At 64.6% G+C, this 22,144-nt stretch carries 20 protein-coding genes and 1 other RNA gene; 12 read left to right on the top strand and 9 right to left on the bottom strand.

Annotated elements, in window-relative coordinates; all coding sequences use genetic code 11:
- Nucleotides 1–83 precede the first annotated feature (83 nt).
- Nucleotides 84–3,215 (top strand): adenylate/guanylate cyclase domain-containing protein, encoded by a 3,132-nt coding sequence (locus tag WDM24_RS30585; protein ID WP_338828408.1) that lies wholly within the window; start codon nucleotides 84–86, stop codon nucleotides 3,213–3,215.
- Here the strand turns inward: WDM24_RS30585 and WDM24_RS30580 are convergent.
- Nucleotides 3,136–3,807 carry a class I SAM-dependent methyltransferase gene (locus WDM24_RS30580; RefSeq protein ID WP_338828407.1) on the bottom strand — a complete coding sequence of 224 codons (672 nt, stop codon included), beginning with the start codon at nucleotides 3,805–3,807 and terminating at the stop codon, nucleotides 3,136–3,138. The genes WDM24_RS30585 and WDM24_RS30580 overlap by 80 nt on opposite strands.
- Before the next feature lie 13 nt (nucleotides 3,808–3,820).
- Nucleotides 3,821–4,288, bottom strand: a complete 468-nt coding sequence (locus tag WDM24_RS30575; protein WP_338828406.1) for a hypothetical protein — start codon at nucleotides 4,286–4,288, stop codon at nucleotides 3,821–3,823.
- A gap of 215 nt (nucleotides 4,289–4,503) precedes the next feature.
- Here WDM24_RS30575 and WDM24_RS30570 point away from each other — a divergent pair, with 215 nt between their 5' ends.
- Nucleotides 4,504–5,796, top strand: a complete 1,293-nt coding sequence (locus WDM24_RS30570) for an MFS transporter (protein ID WP_338828405.1) — start codon at nucleotides 4,504–4,506, stop codon at nucleotides 5,794–5,796.
- Nucleotides 5,797–5,900: 104 nt separating this feature from the next.
- On the opposite strand, the gene WDM24_RS30565 is transcribed toward WDM24_RS30570, so the two are convergent.
- The gene (locus tag WDM24_RS30565; protein WP_166304966.1) at nucleotides 5,901–6,515 is read right to left on the bottom strand and encodes a TetR/AcrR family transcriptional regulator; all 615 of its coding nucleotides are present in this window, start codon (nucleotides 6,513–6,515) and stop codon (nucleotides 5,901–5,903) included.
- A gap of 156 nt (nucleotides 6,516–6,671) precedes the next feature.
- Here WDM24_RS30565 and WDM24_RS30560 point away from each other — a divergent pair, with 156 nt between their 5' ends.
- Together WDM24_RS30560 and WDM24_RS30555 are read left to right on the top strand one after the other, a co-directional pair.
- A complete protein-coding gene (locus tag WDM24_RS30560; RefSeq protein WP_338828404.1) occupies nucleotides 6,672–7,904 on the top strand; it encodes a cytochrome P450 in 1,233 nt (410 codons plus the stop codon).
- 210 nt (nucleotides 7,905–8,114) lie between these two features.
- Nucleotides 8,115–11,846, top strand: a complete 3,732-nt coding sequence (locus WDM24_RS30555; protein ID WP_338828403.1) for an AsmA-like C-terminal region-containing protein — start codon at nucleotides 8,115–8,117, stop codon at nucleotides 11,844–11,846.
- A 64-nt stretch (nucleotides 11,847–11,910) separates the two neighbouring features.
- Here the strand turns inward: WDM24_RS30555 and WDM24_RS30550 are convergent, their stop codons facing one another.
- From WDM24_RS30550 to ssrA, 6 genes are all read right to left on the bottom strand, one after another.
- Complete coding sequence (locus WDM24_RS30550) at nucleotides 11,911–12,264, bottom strand: VOC family protein (RefSeq protein WP_166304972.1); 354 nt, start codon at nucleotides 12,262–12,264, stop codon at nucleotides 11,911–11,913.
- A 54-nt stretch (nucleotides 12,265–12,318) separates the two neighbouring features.
- A complete protein-coding gene (locus tag WDM24_RS30545) occupies nucleotides 12,319–12,594 on the bottom strand; it encodes a ribbon-helix-helix domain-containing protein (protein ID WP_024580116.1) in 276 nt (91 codons plus the stop codon).
- Nucleotides 12,591–12,779, bottom strand: a complete 189-nt coding sequence (locus WDM24_RS30540) for a DUF4169 family protein (RefSeq protein ID WP_338828402.1) — start codon at nucleotides 12,777–12,779, stop codon at nucleotides 12,591–12,593. The genes WDM24_RS30545 and WDM24_RS30540 overlap by 4 nt, the downstream gene beginning before the upstream one ends.
- A gap of 275 nt (nucleotides 12,780–13,054) precedes the next feature.
- Nucleotides 13,055–14,470 (bottom strand): class II fumarate hydratase, encoded by a 1,416-nt coding sequence (fumC, locus tag WDM24_RS30535; protein ID WP_338828401.1) that lies wholly within the window; start codon nucleotides 14,468–14,470, stop codon nucleotides 13,055–13,057.
- 175 nt (nucleotides 14,471–14,645) lie between these two features.
- Entirely contained in the window at nucleotides 14,646–15,164 is a 519-nt protein-coding gene (locus WDM24_RS30530) for an SspB family protein (RefSeq protein ID WP_029078846.1), read from the bottom strand.
- A gap of 142 nt (nucleotides 15,165–15,306) precedes the next feature.
- Nucleotides 15,307–15,660, bottom strand: a transfer-messenger RNA (tmRNA) gene (gene ssrA / locus WDM24_RS30525).
- Between the two features lie 77 nt (nucleotides 15,661–15,737).
- Here ssrA and WDM24_RS30520 point away from each other — a divergent pair.
- The 8 genes from WDM24_RS30520 (at nucleotide 15,738) to WDM24_RS30485 (ending at nucleotide 22,084) form a co-directional block, all read left to right on the top strand.
- Nucleotides 15,738–16,349 (top strand): chromate transporter, encoded by a 612-nt coding sequence (locus WDM24_RS30520; protein WP_414645639.1) that lies wholly within the window; start codon nucleotides 15,738–15,740, stop codon nucleotides 16,347–16,349.
- Nucleotides 16,346–16,879, top strand: a complete 534-nt coding sequence (locus WDM24_RS30515; RefSeq protein ID WP_338828400.1) for a chromate transporter — start codon at nucleotides 16,346–16,348, stop codon at nucleotides 16,877–16,879. Before WDM24_RS30520 ends, WDM24_RS30515 begins: the two co-directional genes overlap by 4 nt.
- 92 nt (nucleotides 16,880–16,971) lie before the next feature.
- The gene (locus tag WDM24_RS30510) at nucleotides 16,972–17,472 is read left to right on the top strand and encodes a tripartite tricarboxylate transporter TctB family protein (RefSeq protein WP_338828399.1); all 501 of its coding nucleotides are present in this window, start codon (nucleotides 16,972–16,974) and stop codon (nucleotides 17,470–17,472) included.
- Between the two features lie 7 nt (nucleotides 17,473–17,479).
- Nucleotides 17,480–18,994: a tripartite tricarboxylate transporter permease gene (locus tag WDM24_RS30505; RefSeq protein ID WP_029078842.1), complete on the top strand. Its 1,515-nt coding sequence runs from the start codon at nucleotides 17,480–17,482 to the stop codon at nucleotides 18,992–18,994.
- Between the two features lie 133 nt (nucleotides 18,995–19,127).
- On the top strand, nucleotides 19,128–20,108 hold the full coding sequence (locus WDM24_RS30500; RefSeq protein WP_338828398.1) for a tripartite tricarboxylate transporter substrate binding protein BugD: 981 nt from the start codon (nucleotides 19,128–19,130) through the stop codon (nucleotides 20,106–20,108).
- Nucleotides 20,109–20,283: 175 nt separating this feature from the next.
- Nucleotides 20,284–21,078 carry a thymidylate synthase gene (locus tag WDM24_RS30495; protein WP_338828397.1) on the top strand — a complete coding sequence of 265 codons (795 nt, stop codon included), beginning with the start codon at nucleotides 20,284–20,286 and terminating at the stop codon, nucleotides 21,076–21,078.
- Between the two features lie 8 nt (nucleotides 21,079–21,086).
- On the top strand, nucleotides 21,087–21,572 hold the full coding sequence (locus WDM24_RS30490; protein WP_338828396.1) for a GNAT family N-acetyltransferase: 486 nt from the start codon (nucleotides 21,087–21,089) through the stop codon (nucleotides 21,570–21,572).
- Nucleotides 21,572–22,084: a dihydrofolate reductase gene (locus tag WDM24_RS30485; RefSeq protein ID WP_338828395.1), complete on the top strand. Its 513-nt coding sequence runs from the start codon at nucleotides 21,572–21,574 to the stop codon at nucleotides 22,082–22,084. The genes WDM24_RS30490 and WDM24_RS30485 overlap by 1 nt, the downstream gene beginning before the upstream one ends.
- The last annotated feature ends 60 nt before the right edge of the window (nucleotides 22,085–22,144 follow it).

The raw sequence follows: 22,144 nt of genomic DNA, 5'->3' as shown, positions 1-22,144 counted from the left end.
ATGAGGCCTCATGCGGCCGGCCTCCCGATTGTGTTAGGATGTGCCGGAGCCTGTAAACGGACGGGATCGGGAAGGTGGTGTGAATGCTGTGCCCGGCCTGTCAAGCCGAGACCCTGACCGAAGATGGCGTCTGCCGGTCGTGCGGGCTGAATTTTTCTGCCGTCTGCCCGAATTGCCGGCATCCCAATCTCGAGGCGGCGCGATTTTGCGGCGCCTGTGGTGAGCGTCTCGACCAGGCCCAGACGGTTGGCGAACGCAAGGTCGTCACCGTGATGTTTGCCGACATCGTCGGCTCCACCGAACTGATCGGCGACAACGATCCCGAGCTTGCGCTCGATCGCCTGCCGCCCGCGCTGGCGCGGATGGGCCATGCGGTCCAGCAGTTTCACGGCACCATCATGCGCAGCATGGGCGACGGATTGATGGTGATCTTCGGTATTCCGCACGCCCAGGAAGACCATGCGCTGCGCGCCTGCCAGGCCGCGCTCGCCATGATGCAGTCGTCGCGGGACAACGGCATCGTGCTGCGCGTCGGCATCCATTCCGGCGAAATCGTCGCGGGCGTGCCCGACAAATTCACCAAGGAGCAAAGCGTCTACGGCGCCGCCGTGCATCTGGCGAGCCGGCTTGAGCATATGGCCCAGCCGGGCGACATTTGCGTCACGGAGTCGACGTTCAAGCTGGTGCAGGCATCTTGCGATGCGCGTGCCCTGGGCCATCAGAACGTGAAGGGATTTCCGCGGCCGATCGGCGTCTACCGGCTCGTCGGCATGAAGCCGTCTCGCGCGCCGTTCCGTGATGCCGTCGTCGGCACCTATCGGGGGCGCGATGCCGAGCTTGCCATCCTCCAGGAGGCATTTGCCGGAGCCGAGCAGGGCGCCGGCAAGGTGATCGGAATTTCGGCGCCGCCAGGTCTCGGCAAGAGCCGCCTGTGCTTCGAAATTGCCCGCAGCGTCAAGGAACGCCTGGTGCCGGTGCAGGAGGCAAGCGCATCGCCCTACGACCATTCCGGTCCGCTACAGCCGCTGCTGGAATTCTTCCGCAATTTCTTCCGGATCGCATCGATCGACGATGCGGAGACGGCGCGCGCCAAGGTCGCGGCGCGGATCGAGTCCTCGGTCCCCCACTTGATGGAAGACGTGGCGTTGCTCGCCGATTTTCTCGGCATCCGCGACACCCAATCGCCGGCGCCCGCGCTGGATCCAAAGACGCGGCATACGCGGCTCGTCAATCTCGTCGCAAGTCTCGTACGTGACGGCACCCGCACACCGTCGGTGATCATCATCGAGGACATCCACTGGCTCGACGAAGCGAGCATCGAGTTCGTCTCGGCGCTGGTGAATGTTGCGCAGGTCAGCCGCGCCCTGATCATTCTCACGTATCGGCCGACCTATCATGCGCCGTGGCAGGAGGGGCCGGGATTCCACGAAATCCGGCTCGACGAACTGCGCGACGAGGATGTCTCCGCGCTGATCAGCGACATGATCGGCGATCATCCATCCACGGCCGCAATCTCCGACCGCATCGTTGAACGAAGCGGCGGGAATCCGTTCTTCGCGGAGGAGTTGGTCCGTTCGCTGATAGACAGTGGCGATCTGACCGGCCGGCCCGGCGAATACGAGATGTCCGGGCAGGCATCGCCCGAGACGCTGCCGGCTACGGTCCAGACTGTGATCGGCGCACGCATCGACCGTCTCGCGCCGATGGACAAGGAAGTGCTGCAGGTCGGCGCCACGATCGGGCGGGAATTCCCGTTTTCAGTGCTGGCCGAAGTGGCACGTGCAAGCTACCACGATCTCGTCGGCATCCTCGGCCGATTGTCGCATCTCGAGTTGATCCAGGAGGTCGCCAGCGAGATCGAGCACGATCGATACGCGTTCCGCCATCCGCTGATCCAGGAGGTCGCGTATGCGATGCAGCTGCGCACCCGCCGCGTCGAACTGCATCAGGCGGTCGCGAGCGCGCTCGAGCGATTCTACCATAACCGGCTGGGCGAATACGCCAATCTGATCGCGTATCATTTCGAATCGGCCAAGGATTTCGGATCCGCAGCCAACTATCTGGCCCGTTCGGCGAGCTGGATCGGCACGACCAATTCGCGGCTGGGGATGAAGTCGTGGCTCAAGGTCCGGCTGTTGCTGCAATCGTTGCCGCGCTCGCCGGAAACCGATCGGCTGCGCATGCACGCATCCGGTCAAGTGTTGATCCTTGGCTGGCGCGAAGGCATCAGCGCCGAAGAGGCTGCCCCGTTCTTCCGCGAGGCGTTGGCTGCCGCGCGGGACCTCAAGGACTCGCTCTGGGAGGTCCTGCTGCTCGCCGCCTTTGGCCGGGTCTCCGCCGGTACGGGCTCGGCGGACGAATATGTGAGGCAGCTGCTGGAGGCGATCGAGGTCTCCGAGGACCCGAGCATCAGGACGATGATGCAGGTGTTCCTGTGTCAGGCCTACGGCTATGCCGGCAAGCTTCGGGAAGCACTTGCGGCCGGCGAGACCGCGCTCAAGCACATTGCGAGCATCGAGAAGGCCCACGAAGCGCCGCTCGGCTTCAATGTGGAACGATGGGTTGAGGGTCTGCATGCGCGGTTGCTGGCGCGGACGGGCAGTTTCGATGTTGCGCGAGAGAGAATCGCCAAACTGGTCGCCAGCGAGAGCGGCCATCCCGATCCGGCGGTCCTGTTCATTCCCCATCATGCCGGAGTCGAGATGGCCTGGCTGACGCGGGACGAAAAGCTTGCCGATCTTCACAGCCTGCGTATCGAGGAGATCGCCAGGAGAAACGACACACCCTATGTCGCGGTGTATGCGAGCGTCTGCCGCGGACTGGCGCTGTCGCTGGCGGGCGAACACGTTGCGGCGATCCAGAAGATTGAATCGGCGATCCGGCTCGCGCGGGAGGCTTTCGCCGGCCTCGAATATGAAAGCGACATGCTGGCATTCCTCGCCGAGATTCATCTGAGGAGCAACAGCCTTGCCGCGGCCTTCGGCGCCGCTGAACAGGGGATCGCGGTCGCGAGGGAGCGGCGGGCGCGGCTCGCCGAATGCCGCTCGACGCTGGTGCTGGCGCATGTGGTCAACGCCGATAGCTTGCGCTATCCGCAGTATCGGTTGAACGAGCTGCTTGCGCGGGCCCGGCTCCTCATCGAGGAGACCGGCGCCTCACCCTATGAACGCCTGTTCCCGGTCGTGCAGTCGTCGTCCTGCGGACAAGAAGCGTGAATTCGGGCATGCCGTAATCGGCGACCGTTTCGACGTGACCGAACTGCTCGCAAAACCGGATCCAGCGCTCCGGCGCGATCCGATAGAGCCCGGTTTCGGCGCGCCCTTCGTCACGCGGCAGCATGAAGTTGACGGCGAAGCCGATCCGGCTGTGGGCCGCAAGATCGGCGAGAATCGCCTCGACATACGCTTCCCACGCTGCGACCGGATGACCGAGCCGGACGTTGAATATCCCGCTTGCCAGAGAATAGTCGGCGAGTGCGCCGCACTGCGAACCCTCGGCGAACACGGCCTGCGTGTTGCCGGCCCAGCGGGCGCGGGCGGCCGCGATCATCGCCGGCGAAATGTCGATGCCGCGATAGGTCACCTCGGCATCGCCATGCCGCATTGCCAGGAACTCCAGCAGCGCGCCATAGCCGCAGCCGAAATCGTTCAGGCTGAACGGCCGCCCGAAATCGCACAGCTTCACGAGCTGCACGAAGCGCAGATACTGCGAGAGCACGTTCGGCCAGTCGACCCCGAGCGGGGTCGGGCCGTGACGCTCCAGTGTTCCTGAATAATAGTCGCGAACCTTGGCGTGCGGATCGAGCATCGCCGAGGTCAGGTCACTTCTTGCGCGCGCCGGCCTTGGGGCGGTCGGCGTTGATCATTGGCATCGAGATCGTGAGAAACACCAGAGAGGAAAAATTGAAGACGCGATCGCCTGAGGTCACCTTCACGACGCCCTTCGGAGACTCCGCCGGGTGCGAGGTAAAGTGTACCGACAACGGCCTGCTGCTCTCGAGATTGCCCTGCAGCGATGCGATGATCTGATCGTGTCCGCTCAGCTTCGTTGCCTTGCCGTCGACTGAGGCGCCCGTCTTCTTCAGCAGGCCCAGAAATTTGAAAAACCCCTTGCGATCCGCATCGCCAACCGGCGCGATATTGAGCAACTTGAAGGACGTCTCCAGCGTATGTTGCGACGAGAAGACCTTGAACTCCTTCTGAAACTGGACCATTTCGGTCAGGGCTTCGCCAATAAGCCGGGAATTCATCTGTTGCAGAACGTCGGGGACGTAACTGTCGGCAACCAATCCACCCATTGTGTTCCTCCTGAAAAAGACATGATAGCCCGCTTCCCGGCTTCCGGCTAGCTGTGAGCGGATGGCTGTCCGATGGTACAACCACCGGTTTGCTCCGCTGTCTATGAATTGCTTCACAGAGTTGACCGTGCATGATGCAAAGGCAATGCTTTTCGTGAGCCCCCGGTCCGGTTGGCTTCTTATCCATCCCATTCCACAGTGTTACCATGCGACTCCCCTTTTTCTACGGCTGGATCATCGTCGCGGTGACCTTCGTTACCATGGCGATCGGCGTCAACGCGCGCACCGCATTCTCGCTGTTCTATCCGCCGATCATCTCCGAGTTCGGCTGGGAGCGTGGTGTCACGGCGGGGGCATTCTCGTTCGGCTTCGTCGCCTCGGCGATCGCAAGCCCGCTGATCGGCCGGCTGATGGACCGCAGCGGTCCGCGCGCAGTGATGGAGCTTGGCGTGCTGCTGATGGGCTCAGGGCTGCTGCTGGCGCCGCTGACCACGCAACCCTGGCACCTCTATCTCACGATCGGCGTGCTGGTCGGCTCCGGCAGCGTCTGCCTCGGCTATTCCGGCCAGTCGCTGTTCGTGCCGAACTGGTTTATCCGCCGCCGCGGGCTGGCGATCGGGCTCGCCTTCGCCGGCGTCGGCATCGGCTCGGTGACCCTGCTGCCATGGGTGCAGCACATGATCGAGCAGACCGGCTGGCGCACCGCCTGCACCGCCATGGGGATCGTGGTGCTGGTCGTGCTGGCGCCGATCAATCTCTTGCTGCACAAGCGGCCGGAGGATATCGGCCTGCAGCCGGACGGCGATGCCGCGCCGACGGCGACATCGGCCAAGCCGGCATCGAACATCGTCGATCCGGTGTGGGCCGGCACCGACTGGACGCTGTCGCGGGCGCTGCGCACCGCGCGGTTCTGGTGGATCGCGATCGGCTATTTCTGCGGGCTGTACATCTGGTATGCGGTGCAGGTGCACCAGACCAAATTCCTGCTCGACATCGGCTTCAGCTCCAATGTCGGGGTCTGGGCACTCGGCGTCGTCAGCCTGCTCGGCATTCCCGGCCAGATCTGGCTCGGGCATCTCTCCGATCGCATCGGCCGGGAATGGGTGTGGGCGATCGCCTGCTTCGGCTTCGTGATCTGCTTTGCGGCGCTGGCCGCGCTGAAATACTGGCCGAGCATGGCGCTGATCTATCTGATGGTCTTCACCCAGGGCGCGCTCGGCTACGGCCTGACATCGGTGATGGGGCCGGTGGTGCTGGAGATCTTCCAAGGCAGGCATTACGGCAGCATTTTCGGTACCGTAATGCTGGCGGCGCTGGCCGGCGGGGCCGCCGGTCCCTGGATCACCGGCCAGCTCTATGATCTGTCGGGCAGCTATACGAGCGCGTTCCTGCTCGGGATCGTTGTCAGCCTGCTGTCCGCCTTCGCGATCTGGCAGGCGTCGCCCGGCAAGGTGCGCGCGGTCGCCGGGCAAATACACAAGATCGCGAGCGCGGCCTGAGCCTGGAGCCTTTTCCGTTCCGATGGAATCAGAACGGGGCCCTAGATTCTTGTTTTGACGCGTTTTCTTCACGCGAACCGGTAGCCACTTCGCTCGAAAACGCTCTAGCGGGCGGACGAAACGCCGATCGCGCGCTGCAGGTCGGTGATCGCGCGCAGGAAGCTGTCCGCCGGCGTGGTCTCCGGATCGATCAGGCGGTGCAGCCGGAAACCGTCCTCCAGCGCGAGCACGATCGCGCCGGTCCATTCCGGGTTGAGCGCGCCGTTCGGGCCGCCATTCTTCGCCGTGGTCGTGACGATATCCGCGATCAGCTTGCGCCGCGCGCGCAGCCGTTTTGCCAGTTCGGGCCGCCGCTTTTCCGCGCGTGCGACAAACAGGATCATCTCCATGTGCAGCAGCGGGGAGCGGCCGAGCGGGTCCTGCCGGCTGCGATCCATGGTGCGGAGCGCCTCGAGGAAGTCGGCAAGGTTCTGGTGTTGGGCCAGCAGGTCGAGACATCGCCGGATCGATTGCTCGACGTGATCCTCGAGCATCGCGATGATCAACTCGTCCTTGCTCTTGAAGTTCGAATAGAAGGCGCCGCGGGTGAATCCTGCCGCGGCCGCGATCGCCTCGATGCTGGCGCCGCCGATTCCCTGTTCCTCGAACACCCGCGCCGCAGCCTCGAACAGCTTCTCGCAGGTGTCGTCCCGTGTCGGTCTGGTTCGAACCCTTGACATCGGCGCATTTTAGGGCACAATGCAACTCGATACAAGAGTGTATCGAGTTGCATTTGACAGAAGCAGAATAGCCGCACCCGTGATGGTGCGGTCTTGAGGATGACACCAAGGCGCGCCAGTGTGCAGACACCGGTGCAGCGAACGAACGAGGTCACCATGAACGAGCAAGTTCAGCCGGCCAGCGGCGAGCCGCTTTTCAATCCACTCGCGCCCGAGTTCATTCGCAACCCCTATCCGTATTACGAGCGGTTGCGGCGTCTCGACCCGATGCATGTCAATGTGCACGGCGCCTTCGTCGCCAGCCGTCACGCCGAGGCGAGCCTCGTGCTGCGCGACAAGCGGTTCGGCAAGGATTTTGCCGAGCGCAGCATCCGTCGTTACGGCCCGAAGATCCTGGAGGAGCCGGTCTTCCGCAGCATGAGCCACTGGATGCTGCAGCAGGACCCGCCCGACCACACAAGGCTGCGCGGCCTTGTCGTCAAGGCCTTCACCGCGCGACGGGTCGAGGACATGCGCCCGCGCATCCAGCACGTCGTCGACGAAACGCTCGACCGCATCATTCCGCAGGGGCGGATGGACCTGATCGAGGATTTTGCCTTCCGCCTCCCGGTGACGATCATCTGCGACATGCTCGGCATCCCCGAGGAGCATCGCGAAGCCTTCTACAGCGGCTCGCGCGACGGTGGCCGCATCCTCGAGCCGGTGCCGCTGACGCCCGAGGAGATCAAGCAGGGCAACGCCGCCAATGCGATGGCGGCGATGTATTTCCATCAGCTGTTCGAGCTGCGCCGCAAGCAGCCCGGCGACGACCTCACCACGCAGCTGGTGCAGGCGGAAGAGGACGGCCAGAAGCTCACCAATGAGGAGCTGACCGGCAACATCATTCTGCTGTTCGGCGCCGGCCATGAGACGACCGTGAACCTGATCGGCAACGGCCTGCTCGCGCTCTATCGCAACCCGGACCAGCTCGCGCTCCTGAAGGCCAATCCCGGCCTGATCACCAATGCGATCGAGGAGTTCCTGCGCTACGATTCCTCGGTGCAGCTGACCGGCCGCGTCGCCCTCGAAGACATCGAGGATCTCGGCGGCAAGCGCATCCCGAAGGGCGAGAGCGTGCTGTGCCTGTTGGGCTCGGCCAATCACGATCCGGCTGTCTACCCCGATCATCCCGAAAAGCTCGACATCCAGCGGCCGAACGTGAAGCCGCTGTCGTTCGGCGGCGGCATCCATTTCTGCCTCGGCGCCCAGTTGGCGCGGATCGAGGCCGAGATCGCGATCTCGACGCTGTTGCGCCGAATCCCGGATCTGCGGCTCGATGACGCGGAAAACCCGGAGTGGCGGCCGACCTTCGTGCTGCGCGGGTTGAAGCGGCTGCCGGCGAGCTGGTGACAAGCCGGATTTGCGGCAGGACGGCGATCCTGCCGCGACGGCCGGCGTGCACGCACGCTTGAGCGGAAAACCACCTTCTGCCTGAAGTCACGGCGGTAATGCCGCTGTGACTTCGCCATACTTGTCTCTATATTTGGGCTGCTCCGGCCAAGGTTGGCCAACGGTTCAGCATCAGCAGGCTGCCGCGGAGCTGGCTCAAAGGGAGACACCGTGCAGACGACGCTGCTCGGACTGGCAATTGCCTTCATCCTTGCACTGGTCGCCGCGCTGGTCGGTCCGTATTTCGTCGACTGGAACCAGTTCAGGCCGCAGTTCGAGGCGGAGGCGAGCAAGATCATCGGCGCGCCGGTCCGGGTTGCCGGCAATCTCGACGCGCGTCTGCTGCCGGCCCCCTCGCTGCGATTGAAAACCGTCAGCGTCGGCGGCGCTAATGACCTCGGCAAGGTCCGCGCCGCCAGCCTCGACGTCGAGTTCAGCCTGAGCTCGCTGATGCGTGCCGAGTGGCGGGCGACCGAGCTCACCGTCAATGGCGTGTCGCTGGATCTCGGGCTCGATCCGAAGGGACGGGTCGACTGGTCGCCGTCGAGCGGCACCTTCAACCTCGCCTCGCTGGCTATCGACCGCCTCAATCTGACCGGCCGCATTGCGCTGCATGACGCCGCGAGCCGCAGCACGCTCGAGCTCAACGACATCGCGTTCAGCGGGGATGTCCGCTCGCTGGCCGGCGCGATCCGCGGCGACGGCAACTTCATGTTCGACGGCAACCGCTACCCGTTTCGGATCTCGTCCGGCCAAACTCCTGATGGCAACGGCATTCGCATGCACTTCAACATCGATCCCGGGCAGCGGCCGGTCTCGGCCGATCTCGACGGCATCCTGAGCTTCGAGGCGCGTGCGCCGCGCTTCGAAGGGGCGGTGGTGCTCGCGGGCACGCCGGGTCAGCGCGGCGGCAGCGATGCACCGGCGTGGCGGATCGCGGCCAAGGTGAAGTCGGATTACTCGGCAGCGCGGCTCGACCAGGTCGAGGTGAGCTATGGGGCCGAGGACCGCGCGCTGAAGCTCGCGGGCAACGGCGATCTGCGTTTCGGCGCAGCGCCGCTGCTGCGCGCCTCGCTCACCGCGCGGCAGCTCGACGGCGACAAGTTCGCCGCCAAGGATAGCAACAACGCCAATGTCGAGCCGGTGCGGGTGCTGCCGGCGATGCGCGCGGTCCTGGCGGGCCTGCCGCAAATCCCGATTCCGGCACAGCTCGAACTGGCGTCCGAGCAGATCATGCTTGGCGGTCGTCCCTTGCAGGATATCTCGGCAGAGCTGCAATCGGATGCGAAATCCTGGACGGTGCGCCGGCTAGAGTTTCGCGCGCCGGGCTCGACCCGGGTCTCGATGAGCGGCGCCAGCGCGCAAGCCGGAGTTGCCAACAGCTTCAAGACCGGGCTCAACATCGAATCGTCCGATCCCGACGCGCTGATGACCTGGCTGCAGGGGCGGAGCGATGCTGCCTATCGCAACCAGAAGCCGCTGCGGCTGCGCGGCGACGTCACGGTGTCGCCGGCCGGTTTTGCGATCGATGCGATGAAGGTGGAGATCGACGGCGGCACGGTCGAGGGCCGCGTCGCGGTCGTGCATCGCGAGGCGACCAGCGGATCGAAGGTCGAGGCGCAGTTGAAGGCGGAGCGGCTCGATCTCGATGCGACCGCTTCCTTCATCCGCTCGCTGGCCGGACCGCAAGCCGAATGGCCCGACGAGGCTCAGCTGTCGCTCGATGTTGGGCGCGCGATCTCCTCCGGGCAGGAATTGCGGCCGCTGCTGGCGAAGGTCGCCTATACTCCGAAGGACATCGTGCTCGAGCGCGTGAAGGTCGGACAGCCCGACAATGTCACGCTCGACGGCAGCGGCAATTTCGATCGCGCCAATGCGACCGGCAAGCTTGCGGTCGATGCGACCGCTGCGTCGCTTGGCCGGCTTGCCGCTGTCGTGCAGCCGTTCGCGCCGGCGCTCGCCGCGCGGCTCGGCGTGCTCCGCGCCGATGCCGGCCCGGTCCGCGCCAGGCTTGTGCTCGACCTCGGCAAGGGCAAGGCGGCCGATCGCGTCAGCGCGCGCGCGGCGCTCGATCTCGACACGCCGCAGCTCAAGGGCAATACGGTGATTTCGGCGACGCCGCAGGTCGCTGCGATCCGTGCGCTGGATTTCGACGCGCTGACCCGCAGCGATGTTGCCGCCGAGGCAAGATTCTCCGCCGGCGAGGGCAATGCCTTGCTCGCGCTGTTTGGCCTCGATCATGTCATCGCGGCCGGCGCGGGGCCGGTGCAGATCGAGGGCACCGTGAGTGGCGCGTGGCGCGCGCCGTTGCGGCTCAAGGTCAGGCTCTGGGGGGCGGGGCTCGACGCCGACGCCGACGGGACCGCAGAGCCGTGGGCCAGGGAGGCCACCAAGGACGCCAAATCGAGCGTCAGCCTGCGCGTCCGCAGCGCCGACATCAGTCCGCTGCTCAATCTGAAATCATCCGACCCGGTCGCAAGCATCCGCCTGTCGTCGCGCGTGACGCTCGCAGGCGACCGGCTGATCTTCGATGATCTCGACAGCATCGTCGCCGGCTCGCGGCTGCGTGGCCGCCTCGCGCTGACGCTTGCCGATCAGAAGAGCGTCGAAGGCGAAATCGGCCTCGATCAGATCACGCTGGCGCCGATATTCGCGACTGCGATCGGTGCCGCCGGGCACGATGCGACGGAGCCGCTCGGTGCGGGGCTCACCGGCGCCTGGCGCGGCAAGGTCACGTTCGAAGCGCTGCATGGCCTACTGCCGGGCGGCGCCGAGCTGCAGCCGGTCAGCGGCACCGTCAAGTCGGACGGACAGTCGCTGACTTTCGACGGCATCAAAGGCAAGATCGGCGGCGGCGAAGCGACCGCCACCATCGATGTGCGACAGGGCGGCAACGGACTGGCGCTCAATGCAAACGTGCAGCTGTCGGGCGTCGACGCTTCGGCCTTGCGCTACCGCAGTCTCGCGATGCCCAAGGGACGCGCCTCGATGCAGATGACGCTGTTGACGCAGGGCCGCAGCGCCGCGGCTTTGACGGGCGCGCTGTCCGGCAGCGGCACCGTGACGCTGGAGGGGTTGAACCTTCCGGGTCTCGATCCGCGCGCATTCGACACAGCGATCCGCGCGAGCGATTCCGGGCAGGCGACCGACGACACGCGGTTGAGGCAGATTGTCGAACCCGTGCTCGCAGCCGGTGCGCTGTCGATCGCCTCGGCGCAAATTCCCTTCAACATCCGCGACGGCCGTATTCGTGTCGCGGCCACCACGCTTGCGGCCAACGGCGCCAACGCCATCGTGTCCGGGGGCTACGACATTCCGGCCGACCAGGCCGACATCCGCGCCGCACTGGCATCGACGCAGGTTGGCACGGCCACTAGCCGCCCGGAAATCCAGCTGCTTGCGATCGGCACGCCCGACGGATTGTCGCGCAGCATCGACATTGCGGCGCTGTCGTCATGGCTTGCGGTGCGCGCGATCGATCGCGAGACCAAACGGCTCGACGCGATCGAGCGCGGTGAACCGGTGCCGCCACCGATCCCGGCGGCTGTTCCGCCACCGGCCGGGCCGGCGCCGGATGCGTCCAACCCTGCCGCGGCGGTGTCTCCTGCGGATGCGCTGGCGCCTGGCCGCGATCCGCGCCGTGTGCCGGCGAAGCCGAAGATCGTGGCGCCAAGACCGTCGATCACCCCGTCGATCATCCCGCCGATCGAGCCGCCGGTTGCCACCGCGCCCTCTGTCGTGCCGCCTGCGCCGGTTGCGAGCCAGCCGCAGGTCGCGCCGTTGCCGCCACCGATCGAGGTCAAGCCACTGCCCGGCGCACTCAGGCCGAAGCCGCTGCGGCCGCCGCTATCGCTGACGCCGCAGGTTGCCAATCCACCACCGCGGCCGGCGTTGCAGAACTAAAGGCCTCTTAAAGCGAAGTGGGTGCCGGTTCGCGTGACGAAAACGCGTCAAGCGACGCGCTGGCTCACGATTGGTGCTGGAGAATATTGATCAGCCTGCCGAAGGGATCGCGGACGAAGAAGCGCCGCACGCCCCACGGCTCGTCGGCCGGTCCGTATTCGATCGCAACCCGCGCCGACTGCATGCGGCGCAGCGCTTCATCGAGATCATCGACCTCGATCGAAAGATCGGGCACCGGCGTGCCCGAGCCACCTTCGGATGCGAAGCTGATTTGAACCTGCATCGTTTCGGATGAACCGTAAGTCGCAACCCAACCGAAATCCATCAGCGGCTTGAGGCCAAGGATATCCTGATAGAACGACTTCGCTGCCGCGATGTCTGACGCGGCAACGTTCGCGACGATGCGATTGACCTTCATGCTGAAGCTCGCTCAGCGAGCGACCGTCGGCTCATTGCGACGGTCGGAGAGGCCTCAGGCCTGCTGACGCGTATCGACCTGTTGCGGCCTGACATCGGTCGGCACGGCCGGCGTGGCGCGTGAGCGGAAGTAGTCGAGCACGAAGAGCCGGATCGCCGAGGACAGATTGCCCTGCTGACGGTTGTTGTCGATCTCGCCGACCAATTCCGACAGCGTCATGTTCCGCAGACCGGAAATTTCCTTCATGCCGTTCCAGAAGGCTTCTTCGAGGCTGACGCTGGTCTTGTGCCCGGCGACGACGATCGAGCGCTTAACAACGGGAGACTTCATGATGCGTCTCCGCTTTCGATGCGATGCTGATCGAGTTGTCGCGCGCTGCGCTCGTCGAGAAATTGGTCACGCGCGCGTTCGGATTTGGTGCGACCGAATAGCGCACGATTGGCTTCGGCCTGCTTTGCCGCTTGTTCGCGCTCACCGCGCTTCTTGAATCGTTTCAGGTTGACCACGTCGCCCATGCTCGTCGTCCTCATCGTCCCCACAGCGGACTTGGTGATGCATCGTGACGAAAGCAAGAGCGATCGCGCTGCGCGCCCGGCTCGATATTCATCCCGAATCCCCATTTGATGCCTCTGATAGCATCAAAGAATCCGTTTCGCTCTGCGAAAACTAGACGTCTGTACCACGCGCCAGCGCAGGGCTGATAGGTAAGCAGCCTTAGTCTTTAGGCGTTATGATCCATAATTATATCACGCGCGCTGACCGTAATTATCCGGACATTGCGCGCCTCGCTTTAGCCCGGGTGTGTCATTTTGTCCGGCTGCACAAGGCGATCAAATTCATCCGCGGAAACAAATCCGAGCCGCAAAGCCTCTTCCTTCAACGTCGTTCCGCGCGCGTGCGCCGTCTTGGCGACCTTGGCTGCATTGTCGTAGCCGATCTTCGGCGCGAGCGCCGTCACCAGCATCAGCGAGCGCTGCATCAGTTCGTTGATGCGCTTTTCGTCGGCGCGTATTCCGACAACGCAATGCTCGGTAAATGAGCGGACAACATCAGACAGCAGTTGAATGGAATTTATCATACAATATGCCAAAACGGGCTTGTACACGTTGAGCTCGAAATGGCCCTGGCTGCCGGCGACGGTGATCGTGGTCTGATTGCCGAACACCTGGCAGCAGACCATGGTCATGGCTTCGCACTGGGTCGGGTTGACCTTGCCCGGCATGATCGACGAGCCCGGCTCGTTCTCGGGCAGGATCAATTCGCCGAGGCCGGAGCGCGGGCCGGATCCGAGGAAGCGGATGTCGTTGGCGATCTTGAACAGGCCGGTCGCCACCGAATTGATCGCGCCGTGCACCAGCACATAGGCGTCGTTGGAAGCCAGCGCCTCGAACTTGTTTGCCGCGCTGGTGAACGGCAGCTTGGTGATCTCAGCGACATGCCTGGCGAAAGCGCCGGCGAATTCCGGCTTCGAGTTGAGGCCGGTGCCGACGGCGGTGCCGCCCTGCGCCAGCGGAAACAGCTCCTTCACCGCGACGTGCAGCCGCGCGATGCCGCTCTCGACCTGCGCGGCGTAGCCGGAGAATTCCTGGCCGAGCGTCAGCGGTGTCGCATCCTGGGTATGCGTGCGTCCGATCTTGACGATCTTGGCGAACGCCTCCTGCTTCTGGTGCAACGCCTGATGCAGCTCGGTGAGGGAGGGGATCAGGTCGGCGATGATGCGGCTTGCGGCTGCGATGTGCATCGCGGTCGGAAACGAGTCGTTCGACGACTGGCTCATGTTGACGTGATCGTTCGGATGGATCGGCTGCTTGGCGCCGAGCTCGCCGCCGAGCATCTGGTTGGCGCGGTTGGCGATCACCTCGTTCACGTTCATGTTGGTCTGCGTGCCGGAGCCGGTCTGAAACACGACCAGCGGAAAATGATCGTCGAGCTTGCCGTCGATCACTTCCTTGGCGGCGCTGATGACGGCGTCGGCGCGGCGTGCATCGAGCTGGCCGAGTTCGCGATTGGTCTCGGCCGCCGCGAGCTTGACGATGCCGAGCGCGTGGATGATCGCGATCGGCATCCGGTCGTGGCCGATCTTGAAATTCTGCCGCGAGCGTTCGGTCTGTGCGCCCCAGTAGCGATCGGCGGGGACGTCGATCGGGCCGAAGCTGTCGGTCTCGCTGCGGCTGGCGGCGCTGGATGGTGTCGTCGATTGAGCCATCGATGCTCTCCGTTGCGTCATCAGAACGTGAACCGGCGCGGCGCCGGTTCTCCCGCGCGGCAACGCGACGCGTCGGCGCGGAGGCACGTTCATGCCGAAGATAATCCGGGATGACGATCTGTCATCCCGGTCCTGGCAGGCATCCTACAAGGTCGCGGAGCGATCTGTGTTTAGATTATTTCTTGCGGAAGCGATCGAGACGCACGACCTCGGCGCCTTCGCTGGGCTTCGCGGGCTCCTGCTCGGTCTCGGCCGTCTCGGTCTCGACCGCCGCGCGGGCGGCAGGTGCGGGGAGGGGAGAAGCCGGCGCCGTGGCGGGAGGCTCTTCGGACAACGCGTCCGAGACATCGAATCGCAGATCGAACGGCGCGGACGGATCGAGGAAGCGCGTCACCGCGGCAAACGGCACGGTCAGCCGTTCCGGAATCCCGCCGAACGACAGGCCGACCTCGAAGCGATCTTCGGTGACCACCAGATCCCAGAACTGGTGCTGCAGGATGATCGTCATCTCTTCCGGATATTGCGCGAGCAGCCGCGTCGACAGCTTCACGCCGTCGCCGTGCGACAGGAAGGTGATGTAGAAATGGTGCTCGCCCGGCAGGCCATGTTCGGCGGCGTCGGACAACACCCGGCGCAGCACCCCGCGCAGCGCGTCGCGCGCCAGCACGTCATATCGGATGTGATCGGTCGCCATCGTAATCCTGTCGCTTCGAAAATTGGCCGGTAGGCATCGCCGGATCGTCCGACTCGCCCTTTTGGCCATGCTACCCCGCCGGGAGCCGGAAATCAGCAGGGTGGGTGGCTGAAATACGGGCGGACGCCCGATCGGAAATTAAAGTGGAGGCTTCTGTTGCCAGGTGCCTCCGAACCCCGCCTAACGGAGCTTAACCCGTTAGGACTTTAAGATGGTCTTTCAAACTGCGTTACGCAGCCTGAGCAACCGGAGCAAAGTTGTCGTTGGCAACTATTGCATTAGCCCGATAACGGCGGAACCATACCGAGAAAAAACACGCCCTTTACGCCCTCGTCGATCCTATTTCGCCCCCGCCAAAAGCCACCCATGATGGGTTTTGGTGGAGGCGCCGGGTACCGCCCCCGGGTCCGAATGGTTTATTGCGACGGCCATTTATTTCCATAGCCGGCGAACCGGCACCCCCAATATAGGCGGCGCGGACGGAGAAAAACAGAGCCGATTCAGGCTTGTTCAGGTGCGAAAACACGCCGATTTGGGTTGGCCGGGTTCCGCTAGTCGCTTTAGATTTTGCCCATGCCCCCGGAATCCCCGCCGGTCGCCGCCCCGGCGCCGGCTCCCTCCGCACCGTCGCCGCCCCACCAGCCCGGCCTGCTCGAGCTGTTCCTGGCCTTTGCCAAGATGTCGCTGGCCGGTTTTGGCGGGGTTTTGGTCTGGGCCCGGCGCTCGATCGTCGAGCAGCACCGCTGGATGACGGCGGAAGAGTTCAACGAGACCTTCGCGCTGTGCCATTTCCTGCCAGGTCCGAACATCGTCAACCTGTCGGTCGTGTTCGGCGCGCGGTTTCGCGGCATCGCCGGCGGGCTTGCGGCCTTCGCCGGGCTGGTCGGCCCGCCGATGGTGATCGCGACCATCCTTGCCGTGCTCTACGCCCGCTACGGTGATATCGACGTCCTGCGCCGGACGCTCGCCGGCGTGGCCTGCGCCGCGGTCGGGCTGCTGTTCGCCGTCGTCACCAAAATGATGATGCCGCTGTTGCAGCGGCGCGATGTCACAGGCCTGGTCATTCTGGCGGCGGTTTTCGTCGCGATCGGACTGATCCGTTGGCCGCTGCAGATCGTGCTGCTGGTGGCGATCCCGCTCAGCATTGCGATCACGATCCTGACACGCCGCATGGTGAAGGCATGAGCCCGGAGCCGAACCCGATCGCGGCGCTGCTCTGGACCTTCGGCCTGATGTCGCTGTTTGCGGTCGGCGGGGCCAATTCGGCGATTCCCGAAATGCACCGTGCCGCCGTCGACGTGCATCACTGGCTGACCGACAAGCAGTTCGCCGACGTGTTCGCGATCTCGCAGCTCTCGCCGGGGCCGAACGTGCTGATCGTGACGCTGATAGGCTATTCTGTCGCAGGCGTCGCCGGGGCGTTGGCCGCAACGGTGGCGATGTGCGGGCCGACCGCTTTGCTTGCCTATTATGTAAGCCGTTTCCTCGATCGCTCGCGCGGCGCGCGCTGGCCGGCGATCATTCAGGCGGCACTGGTTCCGCTGTCGATCGGCCTGATGGCCGCCTCGGGCCTCATCGTGGCGCAGACATCAGACCAAAGTTGGATCGCGGTTCTGATCACCATTGTCACGGCAGCGCTCGCGTTTGCGACGCGGATCAACCCCTTGTGGATGTTGCTTGCCGGAGGCCTCTTGGGTTTTGCTGGCGTTGTCTGACGAAAATCGCTAGCAAGGCTTGCGGTCAACGCACCACAGCCAAGCCATTCAATCAAAACGGGCGGGACAGCCCTGACGGGGGAAGCGAAGTCATGAGCGATACGCCGAGCGAGGCGCCGGTCAAATCGATCTTGCCGAAATGGGTACGCGGTCCGCAGGACTTTGTCGGCGGGCTCGCCATGATGGCGGTGGCGCTGTTTGCCTTGTGGGCCTCGAGCGACTTGCAGGGCATGCATGGATTTTCGTTCGGCGCCGGAACCGCGCCGCGCATGTTTGCCGTGCTGCTGCTGTTGCTCGGCGGCGCCGTCGCGCTGATGGGACTTCTGCACGACGGCCCGCATATCGCCGCCTATTCCTGGCGCGGCCCGCTGTTCGTATCCGCGGCCATCGTGTTCTTCGCCGTGGCGATCCGTCCGCTCGGGCTCGTCGTCTCGGCCTTTGCCGCCTTCCTGATCGCAGCACTTGGCTCGCATGAGACAAGATGGATCGAGGCCATCATTGTCGGCGGCTGTCTGACGCTCGGTTGCGCGCTGCTGTTTCCTTATGTGCTGGGACTTCCGATGCCGATGTTCCCGCGTTTCCTGATTCAGTGAGGGCGAAATGGAGCTGTTTGCCAATCTCGCCCACGGTTTCGTCGTCGCGTTCTCGCCGATCAACCTTCTGATGTGCCTGATCGGTGCGCTGGTCGGCACGCTGGTCGGCGTGCTGCCGGGCATCGGCACCATCGCCACCGTCGCGATGCTGCTGCCGATCACCTTCGGCCTGCCGCCGGTCGGTGCGCTGATCATGCTCGCCGGCATTTATTACGGCGCCCAGTATGGCGGCTCGACCACCTCGATCCTGGTCAATATTCCGGGCGAGGCGACCTCCGTGGTCACTGCGCTCGATGGCCACCAGATGGCCAGGCAGGGCCGCGCCGGCCCGGCGCTGGCGATCGCCGCGATCGGCTCGTTCTTCGCAGGCTGCGTCGCGACCGTGCTGATCGCCGTGCTCGGCGCGCCGCTGACCAAGCTCGCGCTGGCATTCGGCCCGGCCGAATATTTCTCGCTGATGGTGCTCGGCCTGATCTTCGCGGTGGTGCTCGCCAAGGGCTCGGTGCTGAAGGCGATCGCGATGATCGTGTTCGGCCTGTTGCTGTCGATGGTCGGCTCCGACATCGAGACCGGCGCCTCGCGCATGGCCTTCAACATCCCGGAGCTCGCAGACGGCCTTGGCTTTGCCACCGTGGCGATGGGTGTGTTCGGCTTTGCAGAGATCATCCGCAATCTCGACGCGGGTGCCGAGATGAGCCGTGATCTGGTGCAGCAGAAGATCACCGGCCTGATGCCGACCAGGAAGGACCTTAAGGACTCCGCGCCTGCGATCGTGCGTGGCACGATCCTCGGATCGATTCTCGGCATTTTGCCGGGCGGCGGTGCCGTGATTGCGTCGTTCGCGGCCTATACGCTGGAAAAGAAGATCGCGAAGGATCCATCGCGGTTCGGCCGCGGAGCGATCGAGGGCGTGGCGGCGCCGGAAAGCGCCAACAATGCCGCGGCGCAGACCTCGTTCATCCCGCTGCTCACCCTCGGCATCCCGCCGAATGCGGTGATGGCGCTGATGGTCGGCGCGATGACCATTCATGGCATCGTGCCGGGTCCGCAGGTGATGGTGAAGCAGCCCGATCTGGTCTGGGGCATGATCGCCTCGATGTGGATCGGCAATCTGATGCTGATCATCATCAACCTGCCGCTGGTCGGCATCTGGGTCCGTCTGCTGCGCGTGCCGTACCGGCTAATGTTCCCCTCGATCGTGATCTTCTGTGCGATCGGCATCTATTCGGTGAACAACGCGCCGGTCGACGTCGTCCTCGCAGGCGCGTTCGGCCTGGTCGGCTACTGGCTGATCAAGCACGATTTCGAGCCGGCGCCGCTGCTGCTCGGCATGGTGCTCGGCCCGCTGATGGAGGAGAACCTGCGTCGTGCACTGTTGATCTCGCGCGGCGACTGGAGCGTGTTCCTGTCGCGGCCGCTGTCGGCGGTGCTGCTGGCGATCGCGGCAGGCCTGCTGGTGCTTGCCGTGCTGCCGAGCTTGCGTGCCAAGCGCGACGAAGTGTTCGTGGAGTCCGAGGGCTGAGCGTACTGCCGGCCCTGCGTCGGCGCGCCGCAGGCGGAAGTCCAATCGACACTCGATGTCGTCTCGTGAAATGAAAATGCTGGCCGATTTGGCCGGCATTTTTATTGGTCAAACGTTCCCGGGAGGATTCGAAATGATCTCCATTCGCTCGCTTGCGGGCGCATGCCTTTCGGCATTTGCCGCACTGAGCGCCGCAGCCGTGCCGGCGTCCGCGCAGAACTACCCGACCCGCACCATCACCATGATCGTGCCGTTCGCAGCCGGCGGTCCGACCGACGTCATCTCGCGCATCGTCACCGCGAACATGGCGCCGACGCTCGGACAGAGCATCGTGATCGAGAACGTGGTCGGCGCCGGCGGCACCACCGCGACGACGCGCGCCGCGCGCGCCGCCAATGACGGCTATACGCTGGTTACCGGGCATATGGGCACGCACGCCGCCTCGGTGCCGCTCTATCCAAAGCTGGCCTATCACCCGGAGAAGGATTTCGAGCCCGTCGCGCTGCTTGCGGGCACGCCGATCCTGATCCTTGCCCGTAAGGAGTTTCCGCCGAAGGATCTCAAGGAATTCGTCGCCTATGTGAAGGCCAATGCCGAGAAGGTCAACGCCGCGCATGCCGGCATCGGCTCGGTCTCCCACGTGTCCTGCGAGCTCTTGAACTCGATCCTCGGCATCAAGCCGGTCGGCGTGCCCTTCAACGGCACAGGACCTGCGATGAATGCGCTGGTCGCCGGCCAAGTCGATTACATGTGCGACCAGATCGTCAACGCGGTGCCGCAGATCAATGCCGGCACCATCAAGGCCTACGCGATCGCGACCGCCGAGCGCAATCCGTCGCTGCCTAATGTCCCGACCACGGCGGAAGCCGGCCTGCCGGATTTCCAGGCCCAGGCCTGGAACGCGATCTTCGCGCCGAAGGGAACCTCGCCCGCCATCATCGCCACCCTGAATGCGGCGGCCATCAAGGCGCTCGACGACGAGACCGTGCGCAAGCGCCTGCTCGAGCTCGGCAGCGTGATCCCGGCGCCCGCCAGCCGCACCCCGGAGGCGCTCGCGACCCTGGTCAAGAGCGAGATCGCGAAATGGACGCCGGTGCTCAAGCCGGCCTCTTAATTCAATGCGATCAAGTGGATAGGCAAGGGCGGAACGCAAGTTCCGCCCCTTGTCGTTTGCCGCGGGAGTGTTCACTTTTCAGGGTATAATCGGTGCATGCAGCCGAATCGGCGTGTCGACCGGCAGCCCCGGCCGCTAGATTGCCGCTCCGCCCAGAGAGCCTGAAACCAACGCCATGAACCAGTATCACGACCTGCTCGAACGCATCCTCGCCGACGGCGCGGAGAAGCACGACCGCACCGGCACCGGCACGCTGTCGATCTTCGGCCACCAGATGCGCTTCAATCTGTCGGCCGGCTTCCCGATGCTGACCACCAAGCGGCTGCCGCTGAAGGCGATCGTGCACGAGCTGCTCTGGTTCCTCGCCGGCGACACCAACATCAAATATCTCAACGACAACGGCGTCACGATCTGGGACGAGTGGGCCGACGCCAATGGCGATCTCGGCCCGGTCTACGGCTCGCAATGGCGCTCGTGGCCGGCGCCCGATGGCCGCAGCATCGACCAGATCGCCAACGTGATCGAGATGATCAAGCGCAATCCGGATTCGCGGCGGCTGATCGTCAGCGCCTGGAATCCGGCCGAGGTCGACAAGATGGCGCTGCCGCCGTGCCACTGCCTGTTCCAGTTCTATGTCGCCAACGGCAAATTGTCCTGCCAGCTCTATCAGCGTTCCGGCGACGTCTTCCTCGGCGTGCCCTTCAATATCGCCTCCTATGCGCTTCTGACCATGATGGTGGCGCAGGTCACCGGGCTGAAGCCCGGTGATTTCGTGCACTCGCTCGGCGATGCGCATCTCTACTCGAACCATATCGAGCAGGCGCGCCTGCAGCTGACGCGGCCGACGCGGCCGTTGCCGACGATGACGATCAATCCCGATGTGAAGGATATCTTCGCGTTCCGCTATGAGGACTTCAAACTCGAAGGTTACGACCCGCATCCGCACATCAAGGCTGAAGTCGCGGTCTGAGGGGCTGAATGTCGCTGACCATCCGCCGCGCGCGGCCCGATGAGGCCGGACTGGTGTTCTCGCTGGTCCGCGAACTCGCCGAATACGAAAAGCTCCTGCACGAGGTCCACGCCAGCGAGGCCGATGTCGCCGAGGCGCTTTTCGGCGCGAACCCGCGGCTTTATTGCGACATCGCGGAATGGAACGGCGAGCCGGCCGGCTTCGCGGTCTGGTTCGTCAACTTCTCGACTTTCGCCGGCCGCCACGGCATCTATCTCGAAGACCTGTTCGTGCGCCCGGCGCTGCGCGGCAACGGCATCGGCAAGGCGCTGCTGGTGCATCTGGCGAAGCAATGCCTCGCCAATGGCTGGGCGCGCCTGCAATGGGCGGTGCTCGACTGGAACGCGCCGTCGATCGCGTTCTACAAGTCGCTCGGCGCCGAGATGATGGACGAATGGACGATCTGCCGCGTCTCCGGCCCGGCGCTGTCGACGCTCGCGGAAGGGACACGCTGATGGAGATCGTGCTGGTCGTTGCGGTCGCCGAGAACGGCGTGATCGGAAGCGCCAACGCCATTCCGTGGCGGCTCAAATCCGACCAGCAGCGCCTCAAGGCGATCACGCTGAACAAGCCCGTCGTGATGGGACGCAAGACCTTCGAATCCCTGCGCAGGCCGCTGCCGGGGCGCACCAACATCGTGGTGACGCGCGATGCGAACTACCGCGCGCGCGGCGTCATCGTCACGACGTCGTTCGAGAACGCCCGCGCCATTGCGCTTGGTGACGCGCTGCGGCGTTTCGCCACTGAGATCGCGATCATCGGCGGCGCGGAGATTTACGCGCAGTGGATGGGTGTGGCCGATCGCCTGGAGATCACCGAGGTCCACGCCAGGCCGGACGGCGACACACGGTTCGACAAAATCGATGCGAAGGAGTGGGACGAGGTCGCGCGCGTGCGAAATCCGGCAGGTCCGGACGACAGCGTCGACTTCTCCTATGTGACATATCGTCGGCGCAGCCAACGTTAACTAATGTTTGCATTGACAATTATGGCCCGGCGCATAGCTCGTCCGGCCAGGAAGCTTGCG

Source organism: Bradyrhizobium sp. 27S5, from assembly GCF_037217225.1.
Taxonomy (GTDB): domain Bacteria; phylum Pseudomonadota; class Alphaproteobacteria; order Rhizobiales; family Xanthobacteraceae; genus Bradyrhizobium; species Bradyrhizobium septentrionale.
This window is presented reverse-complemented; position numbering and strand designations above follow the sequence as displayed.

Excerpts from the sequence above, each read along its gene's own strand:
- WDM24_RS30560 (WP_338828404.1), top strand. The coding sequence starts at position 6,672 with ATGAACGAGCAAGTTCAGCCGGCCAGCGGCGAGCCGCTTTTCAATCCA.
- WDM24_RS30570 (WP_338828405.1), top strand. The coding sequence starts at position 4,504 with ATGCGACTCCCCTTTTTCTACGGCTGGATCATCGTCGCGGTGACCTTC.
- WDM24_RS30520 (WP_414645639.1), top strand. The coding sequence starts at position 15,738 with ATGCCCCCGGAATCCCCGCCGGTCGCCGCCCCGGCGCCGGCTCCCTCC.
- WDM24_RS30510 (WP_338828399.1), top strand. The coding sequence starts at position 16,972 with ATGAGCGATACGCCGAGCGAGGCGCCGGTCAAATCGATCTTGCCGAAA.
- WDM24_RS30490 (WP_338828396.1), top strand. The coding sequence starts at position 21,087 with ATGTCGCTGACCATCCGCCGCGCGCGGCCCGATGAGGCCGGACTGGTG.
- fumC (WP_338828401.1), bottom strand. The coding sequence starts at position 14,470 with ATGGCTCAATCGACGACACCATCCAGCGCCGCCAGCCGCAGCGAGACC.
- WDM24_RS30545 (WP_024580116.1), bottom strand. The coding sequence starts at position 12,594 with ATGAAGTCTCCCGTTGTTAAGCGCTCGATCGTCGTCGCCGGGCACAAG.
- WDM24_RS30565 (WP_166304966.1), bottom strand. The coding sequence starts at position 6,515 with ATGTCAAGGGTTCGAACCAGACCGACACGGGACGACACCTGCGAGAAG.
- WDM24_RS30500 (WP_338828398.1), top strand. The coding sequence starts at position 19,128 with ATGATCTCCATTCGCTCGCTTGCGGGCGCATGCCTTTCGGCATTTGCC.
- WDM24_RS30580 (WP_338828407.1), bottom strand. The coding sequence starts at position 3,807 with ATGCTCGATCCGCACGCCAAGGTTCGCGACTATTATTCAGGAACACTG.
- WDM24_RS30540 (WP_338828402.1), bottom strand. The coding sequence starts at position 12,779 with ATGGGCGACGTGGTCAACCTGAAACGATTCAAGAAGCGCGGTGAGCGC.
- WDM24_RS30530 (WP_029078846.1), bottom strand. The coding sequence starts at position 15,164 with ATGGCGACCGATCACATCCGATATGACGTGCTGGCGCGCGACGCGCTG.
- WDM24_RS30495 (WP_338828397.1), top strand. The coding sequence starts at position 20,284 with ATGAACCAGTATCACGACCTGCTCGAACGCATCCTCGCCGACGGCGCG.
- WDM24_RS30515 (WP_338828400.1), top strand. The coding sequence starts at position 16,346 with ATGAGCCCGGAGCCGAACCCGATCGCGGCGCTGCTCTGGACCTTCGGC.
- WDM24_RS30585 (WP_338828408.1), top strand. The coding sequence starts at position 84 with ATGCTGTGCCCGGCCTGTCAAGCCGAGACCCTGACCGAAGATGGCGTC.
- WDM24_RS30485 (WP_338828395.1), top strand. The coding sequence starts at position 21,572 with ATGGAGATCGTGCTGGTCGTTGCGGTCGCCGAGAACGGCGTGATCGGA.
- WDM24_RS30505 (WP_029078842.1), top strand. The coding sequence starts at position 17,480 with ATGGAGCTGTTTGCCAATCTCGCCCACGGTTTCGTCGTCGCGTTCTCG.
- WDM24_RS30550 (WP_166304972.1), bottom strand. The coding sequence starts at position 12,264 with ATGAAGGTCAATCGCATCGTCGCGAACGTTGCCGCGTCAGACATCGCG.